The sequence below is a fragment of the Mycobacterium sp. genome, from assembly GCF_965230835.1.
Taxonomy (GTDB): Bacteria; Actinomycetota; Actinomycetes; order Mycobacteriales; family Mycobacteriaceae; genus Mycobacterium.
Genome location: NZ_CBDDLW010000002.1, coordinates 3,552,292 through 3,571,203, shown reverse-complemented (window position 1 = coordinate 3,571,203; position 18,912 = coordinate 3,552,292). Strand labels below are relative to the sequence as shown.

Sequence of the window (18,912 nt, the reverse complement as noted above, 5' to 3'; positions counted from 1 at the left end):
TCCGCAACAAAGCGCCGCGCGGCTCCTACCGGTGCCCGGGTTGTCGGGTCTTGGTTGTGGATCCGGTTTCGCGCCCTGGCCGCGGTGTTGGCAGGCACTCTGCTGTTCGCCGGATGCGCGCCAACCACGCACCAGGCGCCGGCCACCGGCGCTCACGCCGAGATTGGCACCACCAGCGACATCAACCCGCAAGACCCTGCCACGCTGCAAGAAGGCGGCAATCTTCGACTATCGCTCACCGACTTTCCACCCAACTTCAACATCCTGCACATCGACGGCAACACCGCCGAGGTCGGAGCACTGATGAAGGCCACCTTGCCCCGGGCGTTCATCATCGGTCCGGATGGCTCAACGAGGGTCGACACCAACTACTTCACCAGCGTCACGCTGACCTCAACTTCTCCGCAAGTGGTGACCTACACCATCAATCCCAAGGCAGTGTGGTCCGACGGCACACCGATCACCTGGCGTGATATCGCCAGCCAGATCCACGCAATCAGCGGTTCGGACAAGATGTTCGAGATCGCGGCGACCAGTGGAGCCGAACGCGTCGCATCGGTGACCAGAGGTGTTGACGACCGGCAGGCCGTCGTGACCTTCGCCAAGCCCTACGCGGAGTGGCGCGGAATGTTCGCTGGCAACGGCATGCTGATGCCCGCCAGGATGACCGCGACGCCCGAGGCGTTCAACAAAGGCCAACTGAACGGGCCCGGTCCGTCGGCTGGTCCATTCATCGTCTCGTCGCTCGACCGGACCACGCAACGCATTATTTTGACGCGAAATCCGAAATGGTGGGGGACCCCGCCGCGCCTGGACACCATCACCTACCTGGTGCTCGACGATGCGGCTCGGATACCAGCGCTGCAGAACAACACCATCGATGCGACCGGAGTAGGCACGCTAGACCAGCTGACCATCGCACAACGCACCAAGGGCATTTCCATTCGGCGCGCTCCCAGCCCGAGCTGGTATCACTTCACCTTTAACGGCGCCGCCGGGTCGATTCTGGCCGATAAGGCGCTGCGCCTTGCCGTTGCCAAGGGCATCGACCGGGAGACCATCGCCAAGGTCACGCTATACGGCCTCGCCGACGACCCGGCCCCGCTAAACAACCATATCTTCGTTGCCGGCCAACAGGGCTACCAGGACAACAGCGTCGCTTACGATCCGGAGCAGGCCAAACGGGAACTCGACGCCCTGGGCTGGAAACTCAACGGCCAGTTCCGAGAGAAGAACGGTCGTCGGCTAGTGATTCGCGACTTGTTCTACGATGCGCGGAGCACCCGGCAGTTCGCTCAGATCGCACAAAACGCCCTCGCCCAGATCGGGGTCAAACTCGAGCTGCAAGCCAAGTCCGGTAGTGGCTTCTTTAGCAATTACATCAACGTCGGGGCTTTCGACATCGCCCAGTTCGGCTGGGCAGGCGATGCGTTCCCGCTGTCGTCGCTGACTCAGATCTACGCATCCGATGGAGAGAGCAACTTCGGCAAGATCGGCAGCCCCGAAATCGACGCCGCCATCGAGCGAACACTCGAAGAACTCGATCCGAGCAAAGCGCGAGCCTTGGCCAACGAGGTAGACAAACTCATCTGGGCCGAAGGATTCAGCCTGCCGCTGACCCAATCCCCCGGTGACGTCGCGGTTCGCGCTACCCTGGCCAACTTCGGCGCCACCGGGCTGGCCGACCTGGACTACACCGCAATCGGATTCATGCGGAACTGACCTCAGTTCATTTGATAGACATCATTTTTGGTTCCGGCAAGGCTTCGTCCCGACAAGCGTTCTATCAACGTTCCACGACCGTCGATGACCGCACCGCAGATGTTGAAGGTGATCGACAGGTCGACCCGCAAGATCTCGCGATCACCGCGCAAACCCAGCATCGGCGGACCGTTCCGGGACATCCACGAGGTACTGACGACTAGTGTCGTATTCGCATGTGATATTCGCGCCGATCAGGAACGGAGGACTCCCATCAGCAAAAAACTGAACCGGCCCGACCCGATCCGTTGGTTCTGGTATGCCTACGGCCGCACACTGCCCGAGCACTACCGCCCGTGGGTACTGCGCGACCTCACCGCACCGAGCCGGTGGGTGCGACAGGTGCTACGGACCAGCGCGGTGCTGGCTCCGTTCGCGCTGGTCGGCCTGGTGCTGGCTGGCAATACCTGGATTGTGTGGACTGCCGCACTCGGCGGGTACCTGCTGGCGGTGATCTACTCACTGTCCTACATCGATCAATACGCCCAGTACCGCCTGGGTAAACATGGGTTCCCAGATGGCACTTTCACACAGGTGATGGCTGAGGCTCAGAGCAAGGCCACAACAGATGAGCGACGCCGATACGACGCCATCTATCGGTCCAGTAACAGCGACTAGAACTGTGCCCGCTGACCGCCGATCTTGCATGATCGAATCCATTGGTCAGCAGCGGCTCCACCGGCATCGGCCGCAGCGTCGCCGCACGGGCCACAGATAGAGGCAAATCGGTGACGGCAGCGCGACCTGCCCGGTCCCGACGTGCAGCCACGCGTTACAGTCTCGGCCATGGACCTGCCTCAATCAATCACGCCGGAGCTACTTGCCCAGCTCACCGCAATGGTGGTCTCGACCACTGGCAAGACAGTCCCCGTGATCGAGGTCTACACAGGCCGCAAATTTGCCGACTTGCCGCAGTCAAGTCCCGAGGATGTCGAACAGAGCTACGCAAACGCCCGCAAAGCACAGACCATCTGGGCAGCGTGGCCACTAAAGCGCCGTCTCGGCGTGATCAAGCGCTTCCACGAGTTGCTGCTGCAGAAGAACCTGACTGTGGTCGACTTGATGCAGGCCGAGACCGGCAAGGCCCGGCGGATGGCATTCGAGGAAACCTGCGACACCGTCATGACCGCCAGCCACTACATCAAGGCAGCTCCGGGACTGCTCAAGGACAAAAAGCACGGCGGTGTGGTGCCGGTCGTTTCTACCTCGACCGAAGTCCGGGTGCCCAAAGGCATCGTCGGATTGATTTCACCGTGGAACTTTCCGTTTGCCACGAGTCTGTCCGATGCGATGCCGGCGCTGATCGCAGGCAACGGGATCGTGCTCAAGACGGACAACAAGTCCACCCTCAATGTCGGCTATGGCATCCATTTGCTTTACGAAGCCGGTCTCCCCGACGGCTTGGTTCAGCTGGTGTGTGGCGAGGGCCCGGATATCGGGCCCTCAATCGTGGACAACGCCGACTTTGTGATGTTCACCGGTTCGACCGCCACCGGCCGGTTGATCGGCGCCCGCGCGGGTCAGAACCTGATCGGCTGCACACTGGAGCTCGGCGGCAAGAACCCACTGATCGTGCTCGAAGACGCGGACATGCAGGAAACAATCAACGGCGCGCTCTTTGCGACTTTCCTCAACGCCGGCCAGGCGTGCATGCACATCGAGCGGATCTACGTGCCAGAGTCGCGGCGCGAGGAGTTCACCACGAAGTTCGTCCAGGCGGTGCAGGACATCGACGTCGGCGCGACCTATGACTTCGGGCCACTGATGGGTTCGCTGGGTTCGGTTGCGCACAAAGACCGTGTCGAGGCCCACGTCAATGACGCAATCGCCAAAGGCGCCACCCTGCTCACCGGGGGCAAGGCACGCCCAGACCTAGGACCGGCGTTCTTCGAGCCGACCGTGCTCACCGGTGTCACGCCCGATATGACGCACGCCACCGTGGAGACCTTCGGGCCGGTAGCCACGATCTACGGCTACACCGACCTCGAAGACGCAATCGCGCGTGCCAATGACACCGACTACGGGCTCAATGCCAGCGTCTGGGGCAAGGACCTCGGCGTGGCCGAGGCAGTCGGTCGCCGAATTGAGGCCGGCAACATCAATATCAACGACGGTCTGGCAGCGTCATACGCGAGCAAGAAAAGCACCTCGGGCGGTTTCAAGACCTCGGGTGTCGGTAGTCGGCACGGAGCGGCCGGCCTGCTCAAGTACACCGATGTGCAAAACGTTGCTGTCCTGAAGAAACAAGTACTCTCCAACCCCGAGGACACCGACTGGAGTAAGAAGGTCCCGCAAACCATCCAGGGCCTGCGTTTCATGCGAAAGCTCGGCATCCGCTGACGCCCAGCTAGCAGGCCCGCTGCCAGCGCGGATCGCGCTACCCCACACTGCGAGGAGCGTTAGCGCGCCTCAGTCGGCCTGAGCGGGAAACATCAACGAGCCTTCGAGACCAAAAGCGGTGGGTCTTGAATGTGGCGGATGTCGCGAGGTAGGTCAACAACCACGTCAATGCCGCAGCAAAGACAGCTGCGACCAATACCTCGAACCCGGGTAATCGATCGCCACTGGAAACAAAACCCACACGATGAATTCCTAACCCGGACAATATGGCCCAGGCCGAGTCGGGGCAGAATACGCGAACCCACAGACCGTCATAGACCAGCGCGGCAACCGATGTTTGCAGCGGTTTTCGTGGCGCCACTAAAACATGCGGCATTTGACGCCTGAGTCGCCGAAGCGGTCACAACCAAATACGTTCGGGTACAATATCTCCGACCTGAGTGACTACGTCATTGCCGACATGATCCGCGAGCTGTCGCTCAAGGGCTCCGCGGTCGCCGGGCGGGTCGGTGTAGATCGCGGCGACGAGTTGGGCGTCCCAGCCGTCGATCGGGTGACGACGTAGACTTGCCTGGTCGAGAGGCGTTGCAACGGGTCCCGGTCCCCCGGTATCCGCCACGCTCGGCAGAACCAAGGACGCCTTCCGCGACGGAAGGAATGTACGTGAACGCTTGGGATCCGAACATCCGCCCCGACTGCGCCGCCGAGCTCACAGCTACGCTCGGCCAGCGGATTATGGTGATCGACGGCGCGATGGGAACGGCGATCCAGCGGGACCGGCCGGACGAGGCCGGCTACCGTGGCGAGCGATTCAAGGACTGGCCGAGCGATCTCGTGGGGAATAACGACCTGCTCTCCCTGACCCAGCCCCACATTATCGAGGGCATCCACCGCGAGTACCTCAAAGCGGGCGCCGACATCCTGGAGACAAATACGTTCAACGCGAACGCGGTCTCACTCTCCGACTACGACATGGAGGAGCTGAGCTACGAGCTGAACTACACCGGCGCTGCCCTAGCCCGCAAAGCCTGTGACGAGTTCAGCACCCCGGAAAAGCCCCGCTACGTCGCCGGCACGCTCGGGCCGACGACGCGGACCGCCTCTATCTCGCCAGACGTCAACGACCCCGGAGCCCGCAACATCTCCTACGACCAGCTCGTTGCCGCCTACCTCGAAGCCGCCAACGGCCTGGTCGACGGTGGTTCCGACATCATCCTCATCGAGACGATCTTCGACTCGCTGAACGCCAAGGCGGCGGTGTTCGCCGTGGAGACGTTGTTCGAGGACCGCGGACGCCGCTGGCCGGTGATCATCTCGGGAACCATCACCGACGCTTCCGGACGGACGTTGTCGGGCCAGGTAACCGAAGCATTCTGGAACTCGATCAGGCACGCGAAGCCGATCGCGGTCGGCCTCAACTGCGCCCTGGGCGCGCCGGAGATGCGGCCCTATATCGCCGAAATGGCGCGGATCGCCGATACCTTCGTCTCTTGCTATCCGAACGCCGGCCTGCCCAATGCCTTCGGCGAGTACGACGAATCCCCAGAGCGCCAGGCCAGCTACATCGCCGAATTCGCCGAGGCCAGCCTGGTCAACCTGGTCGGTGGTTGCTGCGGAACGACGCCGGCACACATCGCCGAGATCGCCAAGGTCGTCGAGGGCAAGCCACATCGCCAACTTCCGGAGATCGAGTTAGCCACCCGGCTCTCGGGCCTAGAGCCGCTCAACATCACCGACGGCTCCCTGTTCGTCAACATCGGTGAGCGCACCAACATCACTGGCTCAGCCCGGTTCCGCAACCTGATCAAGGCCGAGGACTACGACACCGCCCTGTCGGTCGCCCTGCAGCAGGTCGAGGTTGGTGCGCAGGTCATCGACATCAACATGGACGAGGGCATGATCGACGGCATCGCCGCCATGGACCGGTTCACCAAACTGATCGCTGCCGAACCGGACATCAGCCGCGTCCCGGTGATGATCGACTCCTCCAAGTGGGAGGTCATCGAGGCAGGCCTGAAGAACGTCCAGGGCAAGCCGATCGTCAACTCGATCTCCATGAAGGAGGGCGAGGAGAAGTTCGTCCGCGAGGCACGGTTGTGCCGCAAGTACGGTGCCGCCGTCGTCGTGATGGCATTCGACGAGAAGGGCCAGGCCGACAACCTAGAGCGCCGCAAGGAGATCTGCGGGCGCGCCTACCGAGTCCTGACCGAAGAGGTCAGCTTTCCGCCCGAAGACATCATCTTCGACCCCAACTGCTTCGCGCTGGCCACCGGTATCGAGGAGCACGCAACCTACGGCATCGACTTCATCGAGGGCTGCGCCTGGATCAAGGAGAACCTTCCCGGGGTGCACATCTCCGGCGGTATCTCGAACGTGTCGTTCTCATTCCGGGGCAACAACCCGGTCCGCGAGGCAATCCACGCGGTGTTCCTGTTTCACGCTATCAAGGCCGGCCTGGACATGGGCATCGTCAACGCCGGTGCGCTGGTGCCCTACGACTCGATCGACCCGGAGCTGCGGGACCGCATCGAAGACGTCGTCTTGAACCGCCGCGAGGATGCGGCCGAGCGGCTCCTGGAGATCGCTGAGCGGTTCAACAGCTCGGAGAAATCCGAGGATCCGGTCGCAGCCGAGTGGCGCGGCCTGCCGGTTCGCGAGCGGATCACACACGCCCTGGTCAAGGGCATCGACGCGCACGTCGATGCCGACACCGAGGAATTGCGCGCCGAAATCGCCGCCGCCGGCGGTCGCCCGATCGAGGTGATCGAGGGCCCACTGATGGACGGCATGAACGTCGTTGGTGACCTGTTCGGCGCGGGCAAGATGTTCCTGCCCCAGGTCGTGAAGTCGGCCCGGGTGATGAAGAAGGCCGTTGCGTACCTGTTGCCCTACATCGAGGCCGAGAAGGAAAAGTCCGGCGATTCCGCAGGTGAGGACAGCAACGGCACGATCGTGATGGCGACTGTGAAGGGCGACGTCCACGACATCGGCAAGAACATTGTTGGGGTCGTCTTGCAGTGCAACAACTACTCCGTGATCGACCTCGGTGTAATGGTGCCCGCCCAGAAGATCCTGGACGCGGCGAAAGAGCACAAAGCCGACATCATCGGGCTGTCCGGCCTGATCACCCCGTCTCTGGACGAGATGGTCAACTTCGCCGTAGAGATGGAACGGGAAGGACTAGAGATCCCGTTGCTCATCGGTGGCGCGACCACCTCGCGCGCCCATACGGCCGTCAAGGTGGCGCCGCGCCGCACCGGCCCGGTGGTATGGGTCAAAGACGCTTCTCGCTCGGTGCCTGTCGCTGCAGCGCTATTGGATGACAGGCAGCGGCCAGCGCTGTTGGAAGCCACCGAGACCGACTACGCGGCCCTTCGCGAGCGACATGCGCAGAAACGTGAGCGGCCGATGCTCACGCTGGAGAAAGCCCGCGCGAACCGGACACCAATCGAGTGGGAGGGCTACACGCCGCCGGTGCCCGCCAACGGCATCGGGGTACGGGAGTTCGAGAACTACGACCTCGCCGAGCTGCGTGAGTACATCGACTGGCAGCCGTTCTTCAACGCCTGGGAGATGAAGGGCAAGTTTCCCGACATCCTGAACAACCCGGCCTCAGGCGAAACCGCCCGCAAGCTGTATGACGATGCCCAGAAGATGCTCGACGCCATGATCAGTGAGAAGTGGCTGACGGCCAACGGAGTGATCGGATTCTTCCCGGCGAACGCGGTTGGTGACGACATCGAGGTCTACACCGACGAGACCCGTGGCAAGGTGATGACCACGTTGCACCACCTGCGCCAGCAAGGCGAGCACCGAGACGGCATCCCGAACCGGTCGCTGAGCGACTACATCGCGCCCAAGGACACCGGCCTGGCTGACTACGTCGGCGCCTTCGCCGTCACCGCGGGCCTCGGCAGCCAAGACAAAATAGCGGAGTTCAAGGAAGCCCTCGACGACTACAGTGCAATCCTGCTGGAGTCGCTCGCCGACCGGCTGGCAGAAGCGTTCGCCGAACGGATGCACCAACGGGTCCGCAAGGAGTTCTGGGGATTCCAACAAGACGAACAGTTGGACAACGACGCGCTTATCCGCGAGAAGTACGTGGGAATCCGCCCTGCCCCCGGCTACCCGGCCTGCCCAGAGCACACCGAGAAGGCAACGCTCTGGGAATTGATGGACGTCCAGGAGCGGACAGGTATCGAGCTGACTGAGTCGATGGCAATGTGGCCCGGCGCTGCCGTCAGCGGTTGGTACTTCTCGCACCCACAGTCGCAGTATTTCGTCGTCGGCCGGCTGGCCCAAGACCAGGTCGCCGACTATGCGAGTCGAAAGGGCTGGACGATGCAGGAAGCCGAGCGGTGGCTGGGCCCCAACCTCGGCTACAACCCGGAGGATTGAGCCCACGACCGGTTGAGGACCATACCGCGAAGGTCACGAAAACCCGCCCCATTCGGCCGTATTGAAGAGGTAGCCGGCACCGTCGTCGACGCCTAGCTTCTGCTAGCCATCGAGGTCGTCAACCGGTTTGCTCTGCCTGAGCGGGTCGGAGGCGAAGGCGGCCAACGGTGAACCTTCCATCAGGGCAATCCGTAAGAACGTTGCAAAAGACGTCTTGAGTTGCGACCGAGCCCCCACCGGGGCAGCCGGCCTCGTCTGCGACACTGCAGAGCGGTCCGCGACCCAGACTCGTTGAGATGAAGGAGCATAGATGCCGCTGCAACACGTCGATCCGCACAGGAAGCATGGCTGGATGTACCGTGCGATGGTCCGATTCGGCCGTTCCCGCCTCGGGCAGCTATATGCGCGTCTCATCGCTGCTCGTATCGAGCCATACCTGTACCGCTTCGACAGCCGAGGCTACCTGGCGCGGCTTCAGATCATCGCTACTGCCACCCTGGTAACCACGGGAGCGAAGACGCGGAAGCAACGAAAAGTTCAACTCGCCTACTTCCACGACCAAAACGATCCGATCTTGATCGGTTCTAATTTTGGCGGGGCGACACATCCCCAGTGGACCTACAACCTGGTAGCAAACCCGGAATGCGTATTCGGCGGAGATAGCTTTGTAGCGGTAGAAGTTACGGACCCCAACGAGTACGAACGTCTATACGGACTAGCTGAAAAGGTTTACACCGGCTATGCCGACTATCGGGCCAAGACGGCGCATCTTGGTCGCCGGATTCCCCTGTTCCGACTCAGCTTAACTGCCGCACAAGCCGAAGGTGACCAGACAGCGCTACGCCGCCCAGCGTAGCGCGACGTTCGCTGTTGAACGAGCCCGCAGCGAGTTGACTGCTCCCCCGCATAAATGCGGGGGATTCCGCAGCTCGGGTTGCCTAGCGCAGCTACGCCGCGTCGGGTCTTACACCGTCTACGCCGCCGGGGTTCAGCCCTGCCCGGTTTAAAACCACCTGCGCCGCGTTTCGATCCCTGTCCGCGACTGTGCCGCACGTGGCACAGGTGTAGATGCGTTGCGACAGCGGCAGGCGGTGCGTGGCTCTTGCCCCGCACTGTCCGCAGTCGGTGCTGGTGTACTTCGGGTCCACCATCACAACACAACGGCCATGCTTGCCCGCCATGTTCACAAGTTCTGTTTTCGCGATACGGATACCCGCATCGGCGGCCTTACGCGCCATCGTCGACTTCGCCAAAAACTTTGGCTTGAAGTCCTCGACTGCTACCGCATCGAAATCATTGACCAGGTTTTTCGCCCACATTCGTGCGTCCTGCTGGCGTTGACGCGCAACCTTCTTGTGCGCCTTGGCCGCCAACCTTTTAGCCGCCCGGTAGCGCCGACTACCTGGCTTCCCTTTTCCGGGGCGCCGTCGCGCCATGGCCCGCTGATAGCGGGCCAGCTTGTCGGATCCGGTTTTACCGTGCTGCGGGTGCGCCAAATCATGCTCAGCGCTGGTGGTGGTAGCTATAGCCTTCACACCCCAGTCGATACCAACTACCCGGCCCGTGACTGGTAGCGGCTCGGCTTGGGCTTTCACCACAAACGAGGCATACCAGTGCCCCAGACTGTCGCGGTAGACGCGCACACTCGACGGCGCAGTAGGCAGCTCCCGCGACCACACCGGCCGCACCACAACACCTTTCGCCAAAAACAGCACCCGGTCTACGAGCCGGAAGGCGTTGCGGTTGTAGTTGAGGGTGGGCGCGGCGAGTTGCTTCTTCTTGAATGTGGGGAATCCAGCACGGGCTCGCATCGGCAGCCGGTTCCGGATGTCCTTGAGCGCTTTTGCCCGCGATTTCGCGAAGTCACGCACGGTTTGTTGATGCGGTACCGCCGATCCAGCGGCCAGCCAATCCTGCTGTTGGCGCCAGCCAGTTAGTTGCTTGTCGAGTTCCGCGTATCCGCAGGTCTGGCCTGCCTGATGCGCTTTTTTCGATTCTGCGACACACTGGTTCCACACCCAGCGGCAGCGATCCCACTCGACCAGGAGAGCCTTTTCGGCGACGCCCGACATGCGCAGCCGGTAGGTGTAGCGGGCTTTGCCGCTACCCGCATCCTCACCAGCCCCGGCACTCATACCAGTCACGATAGTGCCGGGCACCGACAAGCGGCGGCCACGCCGCGACCCCAGGCAGTGGCCACCCCGGAAACAAAATTGATGCGCTCCATCCCCGCACTAAAGATGCGGGGCTTTCCCGCGCTACGAATTTTCGGGTAACACCTTGCGGGACCGACGCTTTCGCTGATGTCCGCAGCTCGTCGCGCACTGGTACCGCTCAATTGTTCGGTTCGATAGACAAAACTCTTTAGGGGACTCGTACGTATGAAGGTTTTCGTCACCGGGGCGACCGGTTTTGTTGGTGCGCACACCGCGCTGGCGCTCCTCGACGCGGGGCACGAGCTTCGGTTGCTCGTGCGCGATGAAAAGGCGGCGCAGCGGTGGTTTGCGGCTCGCGGGCACCGTATCGAACGTTTCGTCACCGTCGACATCTGCGACCAGGCCGCGGTCAAGCACGCGATGGCTGGCTGTGATGCCGTGTTCCACGCCGCAGCGGCAGTGTCTCTCGACCCGCGTAGAGCCGGCGAAATCTACCTCAACAATGTCGGCGCGACCAAGGCGGTGCTCGGCTCCGCACGCGCGCTGGGCATCCGGAACCTACTGTATGTCTCCAGCGTTACCGCGCTGTTCCATCCGGGCGCAGCGCGCATCGACGAAACGACGCCGTTGACACAGGTAACCGATGCGTACTCGCGCTCAAAACGCGACAGCGACGAGTACGTGCGCGAGCTACAGAAGCAGGGCGTGCCGGTGCAGATCACCTACCCGGCAGGTGTCATCGGGCCAGACGATCCCAAACTCAGCGTTGTCAATCAGGTGCTTCTCAGCTGGGTCGGCCGCCAGATGGTGCTGCGCACTACGACGGGTTTCCAGTGTGTTGACGTGCGCGATCTCGCACAGATACACCGCTGGCTGCTGCAGCATCCGCTGGTAGGCGATTTCGAGAACGGGCGCTACGTCGTCGGAGGAAACTATTATCCGTGGGCGGAGCTGCCTCGACACCTTGAAGCTCTGCTGGGGCGGCGTATACGTGGCTTGCGTCTCTCACCGAAGCTATTGCGCGCGATCGGTATAGCCGTTGATCTCGTCAAACGGCTGGTACCGTTTGAAACGCAGATCTCCGCCGAATCCATGGCCATTACCACCCAATGGCCCCACGCGGATTCGAGCCGAATCTTAACGAAGTCCGGTCTACGCTTCCGATCCAGCGAAGAGACCTTCAGCGACACGATCCGTTGGCTGGTCGAAGCGGACCATCTATCGGCTAAGAAAGCCGGGCGGCTGGGCATCGCAGGCACCGCACCCTCGTCGGCGTCACCAGGGCCCAACTGGCCAACCGACACCGCGCCACCCCGTGCCGGGTAACTTCGCGCATGAGGAGACAAGCCGCGGTCTGATCTTGTTCGCCATCAACCCAACTGCCGGCGCCGGCCCGCGCCACTCGCGATTTGACAACGTACAGACACGAAAGTATTCAAGATCAGAATGAGCACACCTAAATTGGTTGTCGGCGCCAACGGCTTTTTAGGTTCACATGTCACACGTCAACTCGTCGCTGCGGGTGCCGAAGTGCGGGCCATGGTCCGACCGACCGCTGACACCCGCAGCATTGACGATCTAGATGTCACTCGATTCCACGGCGACATCTTCGATACCGAGACCCTCCGCGAAGCGATGAGTGGTTGCGATGACGTGTATTACTGCGTGGTCGATGCTCGCGCGTGGCTGCGCGACCCGGCTCCACTGTTCCGCACCAACGTTGAGGGACTGCGCAATGTCCTTGACGTCGCTGCGGGAGCGAGCCTGCGCCGGTTCGTGTTCACCAGCAGCTACGCGACTGTGGGCCGGCGGCGGGGCCGCGTGGCCACCGAAGCCCACCTGATCGACCGCCGTCGGCTCAACCCCTACGTCGAATCCAGAGTCCAGGCCGAAGACATGGTGTTGCGGTACGTCGAGCAAACAGGTTTACCGGCCGTAGCTATGTGCGTCGCTACAACTTACGGCGACGGCGATTGGGGAGCTACCCCGCACGGCGCGATCATCGCCAAAGCCGTCCGAGGCGAGCTTCCTGTGATGATCGACGACATTCAGCAAGAAGTCGTTGGCATCGCTGATGCCGCTGAAGCATTGATTTTGGCTGCCGATCACGGACAAAACGGGCAGCGTTACATCATCTCCGAACGGATGATTCCGTTGAGGGAGGTCGTCCTGGTCGCGGCCGATGAAGCCGGTGTGCCGCCGCCCCGGTGGTCACTGCCGGTATCGACGCTTTACCTGATAGGCGCACTGCGCAGCCTGTGGGCGCGGCTGACCGGCCAAGACGACGAACACAGTCTCGCGTCAGTGCGCCTCCTGCAAGCTGAAGCGCACCTCGACAATCGCAAGGCCATCCGCGACCTCAATTGGCAGCCACGACCGATCCAGGAGTCAATCCGTGAGGCGGCGCGGTTCTGGATGACGAGCTCAATCCCAACCAGGAGCCCACGCTAGGCAACAACGCTTTCGAGGCAGGAAGTGGATCGTCTCGAACGTCGACAAACGAGTCAGCGGCGAAGCATGTTGGCGATGCTTGTCGTCGAAACCAAGCGTTTTGGACCGCGGTCAGCCGTGGATCATGTCCGCGGCCTTCTCCCCGATCAGGACCGAAGGGGCATGGGTGTGCCCACGCACCGTGCCTGGCATTATCGAGGCATCCGCGACACGGAGCCCGTCGACGCCACGCACCCGAAGCTGCGGATCCACCACGCTCGGCTCGTCAGTGCCCATCCGGCAACTGCCAAGTGGGTGATACAGGGTTTGCGAGCAGGTGTTGAGCGCTAGCTCTAGGGTGGCCTCATTCAACACGGTGCTGTTGCGCGGTCGAGCGATGGACCCGAGTCGGCCGCATAGCGCGGGAGCTTGGGCAATCTGTGCGCACATCCGAAGACCCGCCATCATTGCGGCGCGGTCTATGCCTCCGGAATCGGACAGGTACCGCGGCTCGATGATTGGCTTCGCGTGCGGGTCTGCGGACCGCAGCGTGATTTGTCCACGACTTTCCGGGGCAACCAAGATCGGTCCGAACACCACGCCGTGCCCCGCCGGCACAGCAAGCGCCTCGTCGTAAAACGGAGCGGGAGCAAAGATCAGCTCGAGGTCGGGGAGCTCCAACTCCGGCCGGCTACGAACAAATCCGTATGCCTCACCAACATTGGAGGTGAGCATGCCGCGACGCCGCAGCAAATAGTTGATTAGCTGTTTCGGCTTTTCGGCTGCGAACAAGCTGCCGTCAGCGACGTCGAAGCCGAGTATTGCGACAAGGTGATCGACGAGGTTCTGTCCCACTTCGGGCGCGTGATAGACGGTATCAATGCCATGCTCGGCCAGGTGTTCGCGATCGCCGATGCCAGAGAGCATCAACAGTTGCGGGCTGTTGATGGCACCGCCGCAGAGCACCACCTCGCGCCGGGCGTAGGCCACCGACGACCGACCTGAACGCTGGTATTCCACACCGACCGCCCGGCCACGGTCGAACACGATCCGGGTCGCGGTTGCCTCGGTGAGCAGAGCCAGGTTCTTTCGACTCATCGCCGGTTTCAAATAGGCGTCGGCGGTGCTGCACCGGGCACCCCGGCGCTGGGTGACTACGGCCTCGCAGAAACCCTCTGGGGCGGCGGAGTTCGGTTGCGCGGCCGGAAATCCACACTCGCGTGCCGCTGTCAGCCAGGCTCCCGTCAAATCCTGGGGACTGCGCTGACGGGAAATGTGCAACGGGCCGGTCACCCCGCTGTCGTCGCCGCTGACAAAGTGCCATGCGGCGCTAACATTCTCGATGCGACGAAAGCACGCCAGCGCCTCAGCGGCGGACCACTGCGGGCCTGCTTGCTTCGCCCACTGGTCGTAATCTGCTGCGAATCCGCGTACCCACATCATCGCGTTCATCGATGATGAGCCGCCAAGCACTTTGCCTCGGGGCCAATAGATCTGTCGACCGTCTAGTTCTGGCTGCGGCTCGGTCAGATAGTCCCAGTCGACTTCGCTGCGGTACAGCTTGGGGAAGGCCGCCGGGATACTGATGAACCGGTTTGTGTCACCGGGCCCGGCTTCCAGCGCCACCACCTCAGTAGCCGAATCAGCGCTGAGCCGATTGGCCACGACCGCTCCCGCAGAGCCGGTTCCGACTATCACGTAGTCGCAGTGATTATCCATTGCTCATCCGGGCTGAGTGTATGACGCCCCAGACAATTCCCGCGGGCTAAACAGCCAGATCAATGCGGTATGCGTCCTTAACCGCATCATAACGGGCGGGGTTACACGTCAATACGATCACCTGCCCGTGGGCCCCGACTGTGTCGAACACCTCCCCCATCTTGGCGAGTCGGCCTGGATCGGTGAACCCGAGCGCATCGTCGACAACTACCGGAACGGTGTCTTCCTTGGCGACCAGCGCCGCGCCGGCCAGCCGAGCCAGGATTCCGAGTTGCTCTTTGGCGCCGCCCGACAAGGACTCGTAAGCGACGGTGATGTCGTTGAGGGTGCGGCTGCGGATACGGAGGCCGCTATCAATGTCGACCTCGAATGTGGGTCCGAACACCGGGCGGCCAAGCCGTTGCACTTCCGCACGGTAGGGCTCAACGTAGCGCAGTCGGGTGGCATCACGGTGGCGCACCATCACCGACCGCAGCAACTGTGCGGCGCGGGCTCGCTGGCCGACCCGGCCGTGCTGACTAGCGGCGTGCTCACACTCGGTTTCGGCAATATCAAGCTTGCTTTTGCGCCCTTCACTGCCTAAAACCGACAGTTCAGCGCTGACCTCACGCAGAGCGCAGATCGCGGCATCATGGCGGTCGCGCACGGCCTCGGCTGCTTCGATAGCCGCGGCCAGCTCAGCGGCCACCGCCGCGGGCGCCGCACCGGCCAGCGCTTCAGCCAGTTCAGCTACTCGACACTCAGCGGACTGCGCCGCCAAGAGATCGGCGTCTGCTGAGCACGCAAGGTCTTCGTCACTGACCAACGCGCGCTCTCGGGCTAGACGGGTCTTGGCAGCGTCGAACTCCGCGCGTTGAGTTGATACATCGTTCTGTAAAACCGTAGCGCGGGTAGATGCCTCAGCGAGCCCGCGTCCGGCGGTCGCCGCGGATTGAACCTGCGCCTCGTACTTTTGCTCCGCGACCCTTAGAGCCGCCTCGGCGACCTCCAGCTCTTCGCGCGCGTCGGCTTTGCTGTTCGTGAAGAGAGCGGGCTGGCCCACGCGCTCGGCGCGCAACTGGGTCAGCCGTGAGCGCAGCTCGTCCTCTTGTTCATCACCGCACAGGCCAGCCAAGGTCGCGGTCAACTGGTCGCGGCTCCTCTCCAGTTCGCGACGCCGCCGGTCCGCGCGCCGTGCGGTCGATAGGTCAGCGACCGCACCAGCTTTGAGCGCAGCCGCTAGTTCTTGCTGCGCGGCGACATGCTTGGCCTGAAGGTCTAGCGCAGTCGCGCCCGGCGTGACACGCGTGGTGAGCACGCCGGGAACCTCGACAACCGTGGGATCGGTGACCGTCATCGACCAGCTTTGGCCCGCCGCCAAAAACACGTGTTCACGACTTGTGGCAAGCTCGATGTCGGCCGCTGCGGTGAATTCCACCGCTGCCGAAATCAACGCTAGCTGCCCGCGGATTCGATCGACCGCCACTTCGGCATTCTCGATTCGCCGCAGAACATCTTCAGTGACAACGATCGTGGACAATTCTGCACAAACCTGGCTGCGGTCATTCTCAACTGCTTCGATCCTGGCCAGCCGTGTCGCTAACCGGGTTGTCTCCTCACGGTCTGCGAGCTGGTCAAGGATGCGTCGGGCAGCCTCGAAACGACGTTGAGCCGCAGTCCGGATGCCGGCCGCGTCCGCCGCCGCCAAATCACCGGCTTCGGCATCCGCACGCGCAGCCGCCTGGCCGTCCAGTGCTTCGTGCGCCTGGACCTCTACCGCGGCGACACTTTGAGCGCGAGTATCGATTTCAGCGATCAGCGAAATGCGCGCGGTGCGTGCGGCAGCCGACGCGGTACTGGTCGCGGTCGCCGCGGCAGCGACTAGCTTTGCTTCGCGCGCGTCGGCCGTGAGTGCCGCGATCTGATCGGCAGCGGTCTGCGCGGCAGTCAGTCGCGAGCCCTCGACAACCTTTTGCTGCGCCAGCTCGGCGACCTGTTCGGTCAAATCGGCGTGGCGGCGCACTCGGTCATCGACCTGGGCGATGGCTTCAGCGCACTCCGTCACCGCAGCCTCTGCCGCAGCCAGCCGGGAGATCGCGGCCGACCACTCGCCGGCGGGGCGTCCGGTCCGGGTGAAGTAGCGCGCATACTCCGTTTCGATCCGCTCGATGAGCAACGGCTCGGTTCCGGACAGCGCCGCATCGCCGGCAGAGTTCGCGGCCGCAACATCGAGCGCGCGCGACAGCGCGTCACAGCCGGACAGATCCACCGCAGCAGTCGACCCAGCCTGCAGCACGCGCTGCGCATGCCAAAGCTCGGTGTCTACTGTCTCGGCCAGCATCGCTTGCACCCGCTCGTGGGCTTCATCGCCGGTCAGCTGTTCGCGGCGTGGCGCGAGCACCGTCAACTCGGTCTCGCATTTCCTGTGAAATCGCTTTCGGTACACGAAATGATAAGGACCGCTGCTGATCTCAGCGGTGACCTCGGAGCCGACATCAGCGTTCGTCGGCTTGACCCGCTTAACTTCTTTCTTCGTCGACCGGTCCTTGCACTCCAACAGCAAGTCGACCGCTTCGATCATGGACGACTTGCCAATCTCGTTGGCGCCACACACCACCACCACGCCGTGATCCGGGAACTCGATCTCACGGTGCGTGATACCGCGGTAGTTGGCCAGGATCAGCCGGTGCAATTTCATGCCGCACCCTGATCCGCAAGCCGCAACAGCAATGCCAGCGCCGCCTGGGCGTCAACAGCGGACTCAGCTGCGCCGGCACGCGCGGTAGCCACCAGCTCGTCGACGGCCGCGGCGGCAAAACCCCCGATTCCCAGGTCAGTGAACTCACCGTCAGCCGGTATCACCGCCAGATCGGTGCGACGTTCCCACAAGCCGAGCCAAGCGAATAATCGCGAATATTTGTCCAGACAGGCGTCGAGTGCGGCGCGGTCGGTGACCGTCAAAGACCCGGTCAGTGCTAGCCGCACCACGGTTCGCTCCTTCTCGGATATCAGATCCAGGTTGAGATCTAGATCGGCGATGTCCCTGCTGGTATCGACTTGACAATGCAAGGTGGCAAACCGCCAGCGGCCGACGCGTACCGTGTCGACCGTGACGGGACGCTGCGTGTCACTTTCGCCAATGTCAACGATCAACACATGGCCGGGGTCGGGTTCGACGTCGTCGAAGTTGGTGACTTCCGGCGATCCCGAGTACCACACCCGAGAACTGTTACCCACCTGCGTGACCGAATGCTTGTCACCCAGCGCCACATACTGGACCACACCGCGGTCAAGCGCGTCGTCAAGCACGCCAAGCCGGATCAGCGACGATTTGCTGCGATCGGGGTCCAGAACGTCGACACCGCCGTGAGCGACCAGAATCCGGGTAACCGGCCGCCGCGGCACGTCCGGGAGCTCGGCTAAGACCTCGGCGACCAGATCGGTGGTAGGTGACTTGGATCGCCATGGCGCGGCAACAATCTCCACACCCGGCCTAACCTCATAGACGCCAGCACTGTCGAGCACGACGACGTTGTCCGGACATTCGGCGGTGAACAGCGCACTGGTATAGACCGACGACGCGTCCAGCGGATCGTGATTTCCCGGAAGCAGATACACCGGAACTCCGATGACGCGCATGGCCTCCAAAGACTGGCTGATCACCCGAGGAGTGAGCTGGTTGTGTTCGAATACGTCGCCGGCCACTACAACAAACTCAGCACCGGTCTCAGCGGCCACGCGCCCCAATCCGGAAACCACGTCGCGACGTGCTGCCGAATACCTCGGCTGGGCGTCCCCGGCGAGAAAATGGCGCGTCATGCCCAGCTGCCAATCGGCGGTATGCAGGAATTTCATCCCGTGTCTCCCGAGTACGTGACTATCAAGGCAACGCGAGTTTAGGGCTGGACACCGACAAGTCCCGGGACCTCGCTCGGCAGGTTAGGCTCGAAGCCACGGGTAGCTGCCGGAGGCCAGCGAGGAGCAATGGCAGTGGTCACTGAAGTTACCTGCATAATTTTGGTTTCAGATACCCACTAGCCGACACCAACGTCGGCGGCCACCCAAACATGCGTTCGAGATTCAAGCCGAGCTAAGCGGGCTGGTTGAATACGGATCCCCATCGACTCGC

12 protein-coding genes are annotated in these 18,912 nt (G+C 62.6%); 8 read left to right on the top strand and 4 right to left on the bottom strand.

The features are described 5' to 3' along the window. The first annotated feature begins 54 nt into the window (after positions 1-54). The 6 genes from ACO07W_RS16815 (at position 55) to ACO07W_RS16790 (ending at position 9,355) form a co-directional block, all read left to right on the top strand. Positions 55-1,722 carry an ABC transporter family substrate-binding protein gene (locus ACO07W_RS16815; RefSeq protein ID WP_421846056.1) on the top strand — a complete coding sequence of 556 codons (1,668 nt, stop codon included), beginning with the start codon at positions 55-57 and terminating at the stop codon, positions 1,720-1,722. 84 nt (positions 1,723-1,806) lie between these two features. Then, complete coding sequence (locus ACO07W_RS16810) at positions 1,807-2,379, top strand: DUF5313 family protein (protein ID WP_421844883.1); 573 nt, start codon at positions 1,807-1,809, stop codon at positions 2,377-2,379. A gap of 168 nt (positions 2,380-2,547) precedes the next feature. After that, on the top strand, positions 2,548-4,101 hold the full coding sequence (locus ACO07W_RS16805) for a succinic semialdehyde dehydrogenase (protein ID WP_421844882.1): 1,554 nt from the start codon (positions 2,548-2,550) through the stop codon (positions 4,099-4,101). 376 nt (positions 4,102-4,477) lie between these two features. Continuing rightward, the gene (locus ACO07W_RS16800; RefSeq protein ID WP_421844881.1) at positions 4,478-4,666 is read left to right on the top strand and encodes a hypothetical protein; all 189 of its coding nucleotides are present in this window, start codon (positions 4,478-4,480) and stop codon (positions 4,664-4,666) included. A gap of 98 nt (positions 4,667-4,764) precedes the next feature. Further along, positions 4,765-8,499, top strand: a complete 3,735-nt coding sequence (gene metH / locus ACO07W_RS16795) for a methionine synthase (protein ID WP_421844880.1) — start codon at positions 4,765-4,767, stop codon at positions 8,497-8,499. Between the two features lie 310 nt (positions 8,500-8,809). Then, positions 8,810-9,355 (top strand): nitroreductase family deazaflavin-dependent oxidoreductase, encoded by a 546-nt coding sequence (locus ACO07W_RS16790; RefSeq protein WP_421844879.1) that lies wholly within the window; start codon positions 8,810-8,812, stop codon positions 9,353-9,355. A 91-nt stretch (positions 9,356-9,446) separates the two neighbouring features. Here ACO07W_RS16790 and ACO07W_RS16785 read toward each other — a convergent pair whose 3' ends face one another. Beyond that, on the bottom strand, positions 9,447-10,634 hold the full coding sequence (locus ACO07W_RS16785) for an RNA-guided endonuclease InsQ/TnpB family protein (RefSeq protein WP_421841682.1): 1,188 nt from the start codon (positions 10,632-10,634) through the stop codon (positions 9,447-9,449). A 246-nt stretch (positions 10,635-10,880) separates the two neighbouring features. On the opposite strand from ACO07W_RS16785, the gene ACO07W_RS16780 reads away from it, so the two are divergent. Further along, on the top strand, positions 10,881-11,981 hold the full coding sequence (locus tag ACO07W_RS16780; protein ID WP_421844878.1) for an NAD-dependent epimerase/dehydratase family protein: 1,101 nt from the start codon (positions 10,881-10,883) through the stop codon (positions 11,979-11,981). A gap of 120 nt (positions 11,982-12,101) precedes the next feature. Beyond that, a complete protein-coding gene (locus ACO07W_RS16775) occupies positions 12,102-13,106 on the top strand; it encodes an NAD-dependent epimerase/dehydratase family protein (RefSeq protein WP_421844877.1) in 1,005 nt (334 codons plus the stop codon). 111 nt (positions 13,107-13,217) lie between these two features. On the opposite strand, the gene ACO07W_RS16770 is transcribed toward ACO07W_RS16775, so the two are convergent. The 3 genes from ACO07W_RS16770 to ACO07W_RS16760 are packed head-to-tail and all read right to left on the bottom strand — an operon-like array spanning position 13,218 to position 18,638. Next, positions 13,218-14,804 (bottom strand): GMC family oxidoreductase, encoded by a 1,587-nt coding sequence (locus tag ACO07W_RS16770; RefSeq protein WP_421844876.1) that lies wholly within the window; start codon positions 14,802-14,804, stop codon positions 13,218-13,220. Positions 14,805-14,850: 46 nt separating this feature from the next. Next, a complete protein-coding gene (locus ACO07W_RS16765; RefSeq protein ID WP_421844875.1) occupies positions 14,851-17,481 on the bottom strand; it encodes an AAA family ATPase in 2,631 nt (876 codons plus the stop codon). Further along, positions 17,478-18,638, bottom strand: a complete 1,161-nt coding sequence (locus ACO07W_RS16760) for a metallophosphoesterase family protein (protein WP_421844874.1) — start codon at positions 18,636-18,638, stop codon at positions 17,478-17,480. The genes ACO07W_RS16765 and ACO07W_RS16760 overlap by 4 nt, the downstream gene beginning before the upstream one ends. Positions 18,639-18,912 lie beyond the last annotated feature (274 nt).